Source organism: Mesorhizobium loti CJ3sym (genome assembly GCF_000472785.1).
Lineage (GTDB): Bacteria > Pseudomonadota > Alphaproteobacteria > Rhizobiales > Rhizobiaceae > Mesorhizobium > Mesorhizobium loti_E.
Map to the genome: position 1 here is coordinate 80,436 of NZ_AXAL01000012.1, position 11,247 is coordinate 91,682.

Sequence of the window (11,247 nt, forward strand, 5' to 3'; positions counted from 1 at the left end):
AGCCAGCGCCTGGGTCATGTTCCCATCGTGTTCGGGTCGACGCAAGCAGAAATCCGGTGACATTTGCCGGCATAAAAAAGGACGGCGGCCAGTGGCCGCCGTCCTTTTTTTGAAGTCCGACCGGTGTTGGTTCAACTCCGGCGCGTAAACACGAAGTTCTTGCCGGCCGCGTCCGTGCAGTTGAGCTGATTGATGGACACCATCAGGCAGTTGGTGTTGATCTGCGTCTGACGGATCAAGGAGGTACCGGTGATCTCGAGGGACGTAGCGCCAGTCATGGTGTAGGTGCCCTCGGCGAATGGCTCGCCGGTTTCGGCCGAAACAGTCTTGTATTTTCCGCCGTTGAATGTCGACAAGGCCTTGCCGGTGCCATCGATCCACGAGCCCTCGACCCCCTTCGGCGCGGCCGCCATCGGCGGTTGGTCAGGACCGCTGGTGGTGCAGGCAGCGAGCATCGTGGCAAGGGCACCCGCCACGCCCACAGAAAGAACTTTGCGCGCAATAGTCATGTGAAATCCTCTCCAAACGCATCGGCCGAGAAAATCGGATTCGATTTCTGGAAGGCCCGATACGAACGTCCCAAGTGTTATAGCGGTAAGCATCCTATGGGATGCACACCGCTTCAAGCCGCATTCCTTCAATCGCCCGATTTCCGGGCGATTGCAAGGCAATGAGGCATGGTGCCCAGGGTGCTATCGGACGAGGATGTTGCGGAATTGCCACGGGTCGCTACGGTCAAGGTCTTCGGGGAACAGGCCCGGGCGCCTGTCGAGCGGTGTCCAGTCGGTGTAGTGGCCCTCGACCGGGCCGAGATATTGCGCCTGCACGTCCAGGCAGCGCTTGTAGTCCATCTCGTCGGCCTCGACGATGCCGGCGTCAGGGTTTTCCAGGGCCCAGACCATGCCGGCCAGAACCGCCGACGTGACCTGCATGCCGGTGGCGTTCTGATAGGGCGCCAGCTTGCGCGCCTCGGCGAGCGAGAGATGCGAACCGTACCAGTAGGCATTCTTGTCGTGGCCGTAGAGCAAGACGCCGAGCTCATCGACACCGTCGACCAGTTCGTTCTCGTCAAGCACGTGGTGCACCGGCTGAGGCTTGCCGGCGGCGCCGAACATCTCATCCAGCGACAGCATCGCGTCGTTGCAGGGATGGTAGGCATAGTGGCAGGTCGGCCGGTACTGAACCTTGCCCTTCTTGGAGCGGACGGTGAAGAAATCCGCGATCGAGATCGCCTCGTTGTGCGTCACCAGCAGGCCGTATTGCGGGCCTGGCGTCGGGCACCAGGAGCGCACGCGCGTGTTGGCGCCGGGCTGTTCCAGGTAGATTGCGGCCTTGGAGCCGTGTTTGTGCTTCTTGGCGTTCTTCGGCATCCAGTTCTCATGCGTGCCCCAGCCGAGCTCGGCCGGCTGCAAGCCCTCGGAGATGAAGCCCTCGACCGACCAGGTGTTCCAGAACACATTCATCGGCTTCGGCTTCTTGGCGCGCTGGGTGTCGCGCTCGGCGATGTGGATGCCCTTGACGCCGGCCTTCTTCATCAGCTTGGCCCAGCCCTCGCGGTCTTCGTGCCCAGGCTCCGAGAACTCCAAGCCGAGATCGGTAGCGAGATTGACCAGTGCCTGCTTGACGAACCACGAGACCATGCCGGGGTTGGCGCCGCAGGTGGAGACGGCGGTGGCGCCGCCGGGCTTGTCGTGCTTTTCCTTGATCAGCGCTTCGCGCAGCGCATAGTTGGTGCGGCTGGCATTGTCGGCCTTGGCGTCGAAATAGAAGCCGAGCCACGGCTCGACGACGGTGTCGATGTAGAGCACGCCGAGCTTGCGGCAAAGCCGCATCAGGTCCACCGAGCCGGTATCGACCGACAAATTGACGCAAAAGCCCTGGCCGCCGCCATTGGTCAGCAGCGGCGTCAACAGCTTCTTGTAGTTCTTCTCGGTCACCGCATCCTGGACGAAGGCGATGCCGCGCTCGTCGAGCAGCTTGCGGTCGGTGTCGCGCGGATCGAGGACCGTCATGCGCGACTTGTCGAACTTGAAATGGCGTTCGAGGAGAGGCAGCGTTCCCCGGCCGATCGAACCGAAGCCGATCATCACCACGGGGCCGGTGATCTCACCGTAAACGGGCCAGTTTTCATTCGCCATTTTATCGAGCACTCCTTCAGAAAACGCTTTGCCGCAGCCGTCTGGCCGCGGCGCGACAAACCATAGATCATTGTCACAATAAAGGGAAAAGCAGGGACAGGGTTAGCCCGGGACCATCCAGATCCGCCTACGGTTCCAGCAATTTCGCGAATTCCGGCTTGAACAGCGCCTGTGCCTCGGAGACCGGCATTTCAAGCAGGTCGTCGCCGCAAGCCTGGATGACGTTGGGCAAATCCTGGAACCCGAAGACCAGAATCTGCTTGTCACCATCGCGTTTGAGGCTGGCGGCCAGATAGTCGTTGATCAGATCGTCGGTGCCGCATTCGGCCTCGGACTCCACCTCTGTCTGGTCGCTCGGCTTCTTGCGTTTTTCCCTGACGAAGGCGAGCAGCGAAGGGCCGGGTTTACCGTCGACTGTATCGGAAAACATGTCCTGAAGGCCAAGCAGTGCGCCCCGGCGCACATCCATGACATAGCCGTTGGAATAATTGTCCGGATGCGCCCCGCCGCAGAACAGGCTGCCGGATTCCCGCCAGCTCATCAGCTTTGACGTCAGCGACGTCACTTGCGAATGCGAATCCTCGTAGCCGCCAAGGGAGCCGTCATCCATGCCTTCGATGGGCGGACCTTCGTGGAAACCGGCATAACGCAGGGCCGCGCAACTCAGGGCGCTGAGGCTGTCATGCCAGTGCCGGCTCTGCAGCAAGGCATTGGCGGCCTCGATCGGCGTGCCGCCGGCGAGATCGACAATGCGCGGCCGGGCGAATTTGGTGCGCGGATCGGTGACGTAATCATAGGCCGCGTCTGGCCAGCCGGCCTTGGCATCCGCCTTTGGCGCGAAATCGAGCTTGAGATAATCATAGGGTGAAGCGGCCATGGTGATTGGCGCATTGTCGGCCGAGAACGTCATGTCGGTGAAATCATAGAGATCGCGTGGCGTCGTCGCCGGCGTCTCGGTCTGCGCCCGGCTCGCGATCCGGGTCAGCTTCAACGGCAAGGCTTTCTTGGCGGTCCAGGTGCCCTCCAGCGTCTTGCCCTTGTCGGAGGAACTCAGCCGCCAGACAGCGGCAATTGGCGGGGCCTGACCTTCGCCGCACTTCTTGGCATCGCAGGCTTCTTCCTCGGCCAACTGGAAGGCGGTGCCCTTGTTCGACTTCGCCTGCAACGGGATATCCACGCCCTTGGAGCGATAGAAATAGCGGCCCGCCAGTGCCGCGCCGGCCGTTGCCGGATCGCCGGTGAATTCGACGACGATGTCGATGTTGCCGAGCTTGCCGGCATAGGTCACCGGTTCGGCGCGCGCCGTTAGCGGCAACGCCAGCAAGGCACCGAGCAGCGCGGCCCGCCTCACGACAGTCCAGATCATTGTCACCCCCGCGCCATGGCTTCCAGGCTTTGCACCATCCGGTCACGGTCCGATGTCAGCCCCTTGTAGTCAAGTTGAGCCTCGTCCAGTGCCAGCAATTGTCCGGCAAAGGAGGATGCCAGTGCGGCCCGGTCCGGGTGCCGCGCCAGCACGGCGAGCGGGTCGAGATGGATGCGGATGGTGAACAGGATGTCGCGCGAGGACGGCAATTTGCGCAGCGTCTGACGTTCGACGCGGATGAAGGCGTGCGCGTTGACGTCACCGTCCGGGAAGCGTGTCGGCCGGTTGGTGGCGCGGTCGATGCGCTCGACATTGGACAGCGGATGGTAGAGCGCATTGTCGGCCTGGATCGACCAGTTGAAGCGCTCGACCGCCTGACCCTGCAGGCCGTCGAACATGCGGTTGATCAATTCGGCCGGACGCGTGCCCGGGCCGAAGCCCGGCACAGGCTCGTGGATCTGCTGCAGCGGCTTGCCGAATTTTTCGGTGAGCGACCAGGACGAGGGAAAGCACAGCGAACCGGCTGCAAGCCGCCAGCCGCTGTCGTCGCGGCGCATCAGGATCAGGTCTTCCTGGACCAGCAGCGAGGCTGTGACCAGTGGCGCATCGGCGAGACCAGAAGGCAGGGGAAGGTGGTTCGCGGTCTCCGTCACCTCGATGCCCGCATCGGTGCGGCGATGGGTGCTCGGAAATCTCTCTGGCAGATGCGCGCCGAGCAATTCGAGCACTTCCTGCTGGGCGTCGCGCGTGCCGTCCTCCTCGACGAAAACCCGCTCCGGGATTTCTGCATAGAGCCGGCGCTTCTCGGCGAGATAGGGTAGAAGATAGCCGTCGACCTCGATCCAGTATGCCGGGTCGAGCGGCTTCAGCCCGATGGTGAACAGCTTCGACGAGCCATCATAGGGAGTGTGGGTGGGCAAGGACGTCATGCTTCAGGTCAGTCTCGCAGGGATCAGTCCGCGCAGCGAATTGCCGACGAACAAGGCCTTGGCGGATTTCAGATCGTCGTAGCTGTAGATTGCTTCCTTCGCCCGGCCTTCATCCAGAAGCTCGGCGCGCAATACACCAGGCAGCAGGCCGCAGTCGAGCCGGGGCGTCGCCAGCACGCCGTCGCCGAAATCGGCGAAGACATTGGTAATGGTGCCTTCGCAGAGTTCGCCGCGCTCATTGGCCAGTAGCACCTCGTCGGCCTGGGTGATGAGATATTCGGAGCGGGCATGCGTGTAGAGTTGCCGCCGGCTGGTCTTGTGGCGCAGCAGCGTGTTGCCTGAATCGAGCCTCGTCCGCGCCAGCCGCAGCACCCAGACCTTGTCGGCGGCGAGCGGCTCATAGGGTTGCGCCGAGGCCGTCGCGTCGCCATTGCGCGCCAAAGCGAGCCGTGTGCGCATGGCTGTGCGGGCGCCATCGAGGGCGTCGCCCAGCACCTCGGCGATCCTTTGCGGGTCGCAGGCAAAACCCAGTTCCGCCGCCGAGCCGTAAAGGCGCGCAAGGTGGCGATCGAAGCGCAGGAAGCCCGGACCGGGCTCCCAGCGCATGGTCTCGATCAGTTCGAAGTCGGCGGTGTCCCCGTCGCGAAGCGGGCTTTGAGCAGACACTCCTGATACTCCTCCTCGGGCGTCGAATCGAAGACGATGCCGCCACCGACATTGTAGACGGCCTCGCCACTGGCAAAGAGCGAGATGGTGCGGATTGCTACGGAAAAGCGCATGGTGCCGCCGGGCGCGATCCACCCGATCGCACCGCAATACACGTCGCGCGGCTTACCCTCCAGATCGTGCAGGATCTCCATGGCGCGGATCTTTGGCGCGCCGGTGATCGAGCCGCAGGGAAACAACGCCGCAAAGACCTGGCGGATCGAGAGGCCGGGCAGCAGCCTTGCCCTGACGTCGCTGACCATCTGGTGGACGGTCGGGTAGCTTTCGATGCGGAACAGCGCCGGCACCTCCAGTGTACCCACCTCGCTGATGAGCGAGATGTCGTTGCGCAGGAGGTCGACGATCATCCGGTTCTCGGCCTGGTTCTTCTCGTCGTTGCGCAGGAAGGTCTTCTGCCGTTCGTCTTCGTCCCTGGTCGCGCCGCGCGGTGCGGTACCCTTCATCGGGTGGGTCTCGATCATGCCTTGTGCGTTGATCTCGAAGAAGAGTTCGGGCGAGCGCGACAGCACGATAGGGTCACCCAGCGCGACCAGCGCGCCATACTTCACCGGCTGGCGTTCGGTCAGCGCGTCAAAGGCGGCGAGCGGGTCGCCCGACCATTGCGCCTGCACCGGAAAGGTCAGATTGCCCTGGTAGCAATCGCCTTGCCTGATGTGCTGGTGCAGCCGCGAGAAGCGCTTCTCGTAGTCCGCGAATGACCACGTCGCCCTTGCGTCGAAGATCGGGCCGTTCGGGGTCGCCACGTCGCGCGGCGGCACCGCTTCTTCTTCCGGAGCATCGAAGACGCCGAGGCAGATCAGCGGTGCGCGGCGCCCGTCCGGCAGCAACGGAACGAGCTTCGGTTCGAGCAGGTAACCCGCTTCGTAGGAGAAATAGCCGGCCAGCCATTTGCCGGCGTCGTGCGCTGCCTGTGCGGCCTCCAGCGCCGGCAAGAAGTCCCGTGCCTCATGCGCCACGATGATGTCGGCCGGCCGCTCGAAAACGAGCTGGCGCGCGCTTTCGTCGTTGCGGAAAATGGCGGCGGGCAGGGACATGGGAACCGGGATCGATGAAGCCGACGATCGCTCTATATGGGGGGCTGCTCGCGTGCAATCGAGGGAACGGCACCTTGCCCCTCAAAGCCGACCTATGACCGGCCTTGCCTGCCAAAAACAAAACCGGCGGGCCTTTGGCGCCGCCGGCTTAATAATCCGCCTCCAGCGTTCAGGTGTTGCTAGAGGTTCCCGCGCTCGGAAATTGTTTCGCGAACTCCGCCTCATTGCCGGCGGCCAGCAGCTTGGCCTGTTCAACCCAGCGCTCACGCTCGACGCGGCCACCGAACTGCAGGGCATGCTCGATCCGTTCGATGTCGGCGGTTGTCCAGGCAGCGATCTGGGCGAAAGTGGTCACGCCTTGTCCCTTGAGCAGCTTCTCGTTGACCGGGCCGATGCCGATCAGCCGGCGCAGATTGTCCGGCTTGGCCGCCGCTGGTTTGGCCGCTGCCGGTGCGGCTGCCTTGGGAGCGGCTGCCTTGGCCGCGGCGGCTGCCGCAGCCTTGGGAGCGGCCCCGCTCTTGGTCGCCGAGCCGGCGGCTGCGGGTTTGCTCGCCGCGGGTTTGGCTGGAGCCGCAGGTTTGGCCACGACGGGTTTTGTTGCTGCGGGCTTTGGTGCGGCTGGTTTGGCCGGTGCAGCCTTGGCCGGTGCCGAAGCGGATTTGGCCACGGCCGGCGTCGACACCAGGGCGGCCGGCGGCTGACTGGCGGCCTTTGCGCCGCCGCTGCCTGCAGCCTGCGCGTCGCGCAACTGGCGCTCAAGGTCGGCCCTGGTCTTGCCGCATGCATTGAGTTCGCCCGTCAGGCGGTCGCTGTCGGCGCGCAGCCTGTCACGCTCGCTGCGGGTGCGGTCGAGGTCGCCGCGCAAACTGTCGAGCTCACCGCGCAGGCGGCCCCAGATGAACCAGCCGACCAACACGCCTACCAAGAACGCCAGGACCACGTAGAAAAAAGTGCCCATTGTCTCTCTCCAGTCAAATCCGTCTGCCGTGGGGTCATGACCTCAGGCGATGGACTACTCGGTGATGGTTCCGCGGGTTCGCGGAACAGCCGGCCTCGGTTCGAGCAGTCGGCGATCGGCTTTGCTTGCCCATGGCCAACGGCCGTTGTCGCATTCGCCTGAGCGTCACGGCCGGCTGAGACTTTCCCTCGCCGATCCGCATGCGCTCCGGCTGAGCTTGGAGTGAAGGCTATCATAGAGCTTGTGGAAAGCTATGGGAAAAACTTCTGTCTAGAGTCCTTCAAGAACAAATATTTAGCATAGGAATAGTGCGATCCCGATATGCATTCCGGCTAAACTGTTCTGCGCGGGCGAGAGGGGTCAGCCGTCGAGTGCTTCCAGTTCGTCGATCAGGCCGCTGATCACCCCCAGGCCGATCTGCCAGAAGGCGGGGTCGGTGGCGTCGAGGCCGAAAGGCGCCAGAAGCTCGGAGTGATGCTTGGTGCCGCCGGCGCGCAGCATCTCGAAATACTTGTCCTGGAAGCCGCGCTCGGCGTTCTGATAGACGGCGTAGAGCGAGTTCACCAGGCAGTCGCCGAACGCATAGGCGTAGACGTAGAACGGCGAATGGATGAAGTGCGGGATGTAGGTCCAGAACACTTCGTAGCCCTCACGCAACTTGATCGCCGGCCCCAGGCTTTCCGCCTGCACTTCCAGCCAGAACTGGCCGAGCTTGTCGGATGTCAGTTCACCGTTGCGGCGCTCGGCATGCACCTTGCGCTCGAATTCGTAGAAGGCGATCTGGCGCACCACTGTGTTGATCATGTCCTCGACCTTCTGGGCGAGCATGGCCTTGCGTTCGCGCCTGTCGGTGGTCTGCTCGAGCAGCGAGCGGAAGGTCAGCATCTCGCCGAAGACGGAAGCCGTCTCGGCCAGCGTCAGCGGCGTCGAGGCCATCAACGCGCCCTGGCCGGCGGCCAGCACCTGATGAACGCCGTGGCCGAGTTCATGCGCCAGCGTCATCACATCGCGCGGCTTGCCCATGTAGTTGAGCAGCACATAGGGGTGGGCCGATGGCACGGTCGGATGGGCAAAGGCGCCGGGCGACTTGCCGGGGCGCACCGGCGCGTCGATCCAGTTGCGGTCGAAGAAGGTGCGGGCGATCTCGGCCATCTCCGGCGAGAAGCGCTGATAGGCCGACAGCACGGTATTCCTGGCCTCGTCCCAGCCGATCACCGCCTGCGGCGTCTCCGGCAGCGGCGCGTTGCGGTCCCAATGGTTCATCACCTCCATGCCGAGCCAGCGCGCCTTCATCGCGTAATAGCGATGCGACAGGCGCGGATAGGCCTCGCGCACCGCGGTGGCGAGCGCATCGACCACGCTGCGCTCGACGCGGTTGGCGAGATGACGTGAATCGGCGATGTCCTCGAAGCCGCGCCAGCGGTCGGAAATTTCCTTGTCCTTGGCCAGGGTGTTGGTGATCAGCGTGAAGGTGCGCAAATTCTTGCGGAAGGTCGCGGCCAGCGCCTCGGAGGCACGGCGGCGCACATCACTGTCGGCATCCTGCAGGCGGTTGAGTGCCGGCTCCAGCGTCAATTCCTCGCCATCAATGTCGAAGCGCAGGTCGGTCATCGTCTCGTCGAACAGGCGGTTCCAAGCGCCGCGCCCGGTGATCGACTTCTCGTGGAAAAGCTGCTCGACGCGGTCCTCGAGCTGGTAGGGCTTGTCCATTCTGAGGTCGAGCACCCACGGCCGGTAATGGCCGAATGCGGAATCGGCGGCAAGTGCGCTTTCGATCGCGGCGTCCTCGATCAGGTTCAGTTCGAGGGCGAAGAACAGGAGATGTGCGCTGGCATCGGTCATCTTCTCCTGGATATCGCCATAGAGCTTGGCGCGCTGCGGGTCGGCGGTGTTGCCGGCATAGATGAGACCGGCATAAGAGACGATGCGGCCGATCAGTTCCTCCAGCGCCTCGTAGGCGACCAGCGCCTCGCCGAGCTTGCCGGCGTCGCCGCGCCCGGCCTCGGCGGCGAGCGTGCCTTTCCAGCGGGTCTCGAAGGCGATCGCGTCGGCGGCGGCCCTGGCGATGTCACGCTTCAGTTCCGGCGCTTCCATCCCGGCATAGAGGTCGGCAAGGTTCCATTCCGGCAGATCGCCAAGCTCGGCCGCGCCCTGACCGGACGCTGGTGCCGCAAGCCGCCGATCAAACATCATGCGCATGGACAATACCTTCTTTAAACCACGGAGCCAGAATCGAGGGGAATGAGGAAGCCGGTCAAATCCTAAGCAATTCGTTCACCGGGTTTTTTGAAAGCTTATTTAGAACCCTGTGCCAAGATGATCCATCGGGATTTCGAGCGGGCAACTCATAAAGTCATGACAGGTTCCATACTCATAGTCGATGACGATCCGGTACAGCGCCGGCTGCTCGAGGCGGCGGTGACGCGGTTCGGCCACACGGCAATCGTCACCGACGGCGGCGCCGCTGGTCTCGACGTGCTCGACGGGCCAAGCGCCCGCGACGTCTCGGTCGTCATACTCGACCTTGTCATGCCCGGTCTCGACGGCATCGGCGTGCTGAAGGCGATGCGCGAACGCGGCATCACCGTCCCGGTCATCGTCCAGACCGCCCAGGGCGGCATCGAGACCGTGGTGTCGGCGATGCGTCACGGCGCCTTCGATTTCGTCGTCAAGCCGGCCTCTCCCGACAGGCTGCAGGCGTCGATCGCCAATGCGCTCAAGGTCGAGGCGGTCGAGGGCGAGGTCAAGCGCACATCACGCAAGCGCGGCGGGCTTTTGACCTTCAGGGACATGATCACCCACAGTCCGGCGATGGACAGGGTGATCCGCCTTGGCCAGAAGGCGGCTGCCTCCAACATACCGATCCTGATCGAAGGCGAATCCGGCGTCGGCAAGGAACTGGTGGCTCGCGCCATCCAGGGCACCGGCGATCGCCGCTCAAAACCCTTCGTTACCGTCAATTGCGGTGCCATCCCCGACAATCTGGTCGAATCGATCCTCTTCGGTCACGAGAAGGGCTCATTTACCGGCGCCACCGACAAGCACACCGGCAAGTTCGTTGAAGCGCATTCCGGCACGCTGTTCCTGGACGAGATCGGCGACCTGCCGCTCGACGTGCAGGTCAAGCTGTTGCGCGCCGTGCAGGACGGTGAGGTCGATCCGGTCGGCGGCCGCGCCACCGTCAGGGTCGACATCAGGCTGATTTCGGCAACGCACCGCAACCTGCTGCAGCAGGTCAAGGACGGCAAGTTCCGCGAGGATTTGTTCTACCGGCTGAACGTCTACCCGATCTTCGTGCCGCCGTTGCGCGACCGGCGCGACGACATTCCCCATCTGGTCACGCATTTCATGGAGAAGGTGGCGCCCGCCGACCCGCGCCGCCGCCTGCAAGGCATTTCGGCGCCAGCACTTGCCGTGCTGCAGGCCTATGACTGGCCCGGCAACATAAGGCAGCTCGAAAACGCCGTCTTCCGCGCCTCGGTGCTGTGTGAAGGCGATGTGCTTGATGTCGATGATTTTCCGCAGATCCGGGCGCAGGTCGAAGGCACTGTCGATCTCAAGACAGATGGCAATCTCGCGGGGGATGGCAATCTCGAAACGGAAATCGTTGCGCCGCCATCGCTGGAACCACGCGATGATGATCTTCTGGCTGGCGAAGCAGGACCAACGGCCACGCCCGAGCAGCCATCAAGGCTTCAGCCTCGCTTCGGGATGCTGCGCGCGCTCGACGAGCGCGGCAATGTACGGGCGCTGGCCGATGTCGAGCTTGAAATGATCAAGCTCGCCATCGACCACTATAACGGCCAGATGAGCGAAGTCGCCCGCCGCCTCGGCATCGGCCGCTCGACGCTCTATCGCAAGCTCAAGGAATACGGCATCGACCCTGAGACCGGCCGCGTGGAACGGCTCGCGTCCTAGACTCTTTGTTTTTACGCAATTCCCATGGGGATGCGCTATGCGCTTCTCCCGGGAAAACCGTTTCACACTTTTCCTGGAATTGCTCTAAATCGCGTCACGCCGAAACGGATTTCCCGCGACGCGCTTCAGGCGTCTGCTTCATGCATCTTGTCTTGCAACCTTTGGGCGACATGCCTGG

At 63.4% G+C, this 11,247-nt stretch carries 9 protein-coding genes; 1 reads left to right on the forward strand and 8 read right to left on the reverse strand.

Annotated features, from left to right (window positions below; translation table 11 throughout):
- Positions 1 to 131: 131 nt before the first annotated feature.
- The 8 genes from A3A9_RS0117995 to A3A9_RS0118030 all read right to left on the reverse strand — a co-directional run bounded on the left by A3A9_RS0117995 (position 132) and on the right by A3A9_RS0118030 (position 9,350).
- Entirely contained in the window at positions 132 to 509 is a 378-nt protein-coding gene (locus A3A9_RS0117995; protein ID WP_027060016.1) for a hypothetical protein, read from the reverse strand.
- 183 nt (positions 510 to 692) lie between these two features.
- On the reverse strand, positions 693 to 2,138 hold the full coding sequence (locus tag A3A9_RS0118000; protein ID WP_027060017.1) for a homospermidine synthase: 1,446 nt from the start codon (positions 2,136 to 2,138) through the stop codon (positions 693 to 695).
- Positions 2,139 to 2,265: 127 nt separating this feature from the next.
- Positions 2,266 to 3,504 carry a hypothetical protein gene (locus tag A3A9_RS0118005; RefSeq protein WP_027060018.1) on the reverse strand — a complete coding sequence of 413 codons (1,239 nt, stop codon included), beginning with the start codon at positions 3,502 to 3,504 and terminating at the stop codon, positions 2,266 to 2,268.
- A gap of 2 nt (positions 3,505 to 3,506) precedes the next feature.
- Positions 3,507 to 4,433: a heme-dependent oxidative N-demethylase family protein gene (locus A3A9_RS0118010; protein WP_027060019.1), complete on the reverse strand. Its 927-nt coding sequence runs from the start codon at positions 4,431 to 4,433 to the stop codon at positions 3,507 to 3,509.
- 3 nt (positions 4,434 to 4,436) lie between these two features.
- Positions 4,437 to 5,099 carry an aminotransferase class IV family protein gene (locus A3A9_RS0118015; protein WP_033838655.1) on the reverse strand — a complete coding sequence of 221 codons (663 nt, stop codon included), beginning with the start codon at positions 5,097 to 5,099 and terminating at the stop codon, positions 4,437 to 4,439.
- On the reverse strand, positions 5,048 to 6,205 hold the full coding sequence (locus tag A3A9_RS0118020; protein ID WP_430515888.1) for an aminodeoxychorismate synthase component I: 1,158 nt from the start codon (positions 6,203 to 6,205) through the stop codon (positions 5,048 to 5,050). The genes A3A9_RS0118015 and A3A9_RS0118020 overlap by 52 nt, the downstream gene beginning before the upstream one ends.
- A 157-nt stretch (positions 6,206 to 6,362) precedes the next feature.
- Positions 6,363 to 7,151, reverse strand: a complete 789-nt coding sequence (locus tag A3A9_RS0118025) for an NADH dehydrogenase (protein WP_027060022.1) — start codon at positions 7,149 to 7,151, stop codon at positions 6,363 to 6,365.
- Between the two features lie 360 nt (positions 7,152 to 7,511).
- Complete coding sequence (locus A3A9_RS0118030) at positions 7,512 to 9,350, reverse strand: M3 family oligoendopeptidase (RefSeq protein ID WP_027060023.1); 1,839 nt, start codon at positions 9,348 to 9,350, stop codon at positions 7,512 to 7,514.
- Positions 9,351 to 9,506: 156 nt separating this feature from the next.
- On the opposite strand from A3A9_RS0118030, the gene A3A9_RS0118035 reads away from it, so the two are divergent.
- Positions 9,507 to 11,069: a sigma-54-dependent transcriptional regulator gene (locus tag A3A9_RS0118035; protein WP_027060024.1), complete on the forward strand. Its 1,563-nt coding sequence runs from the start codon at positions 9,507 to 9,509 to the stop codon at positions 11,067 to 11,069.
- Positions 11,070 to 11,247: the final 178 nt, after the last annotated feature.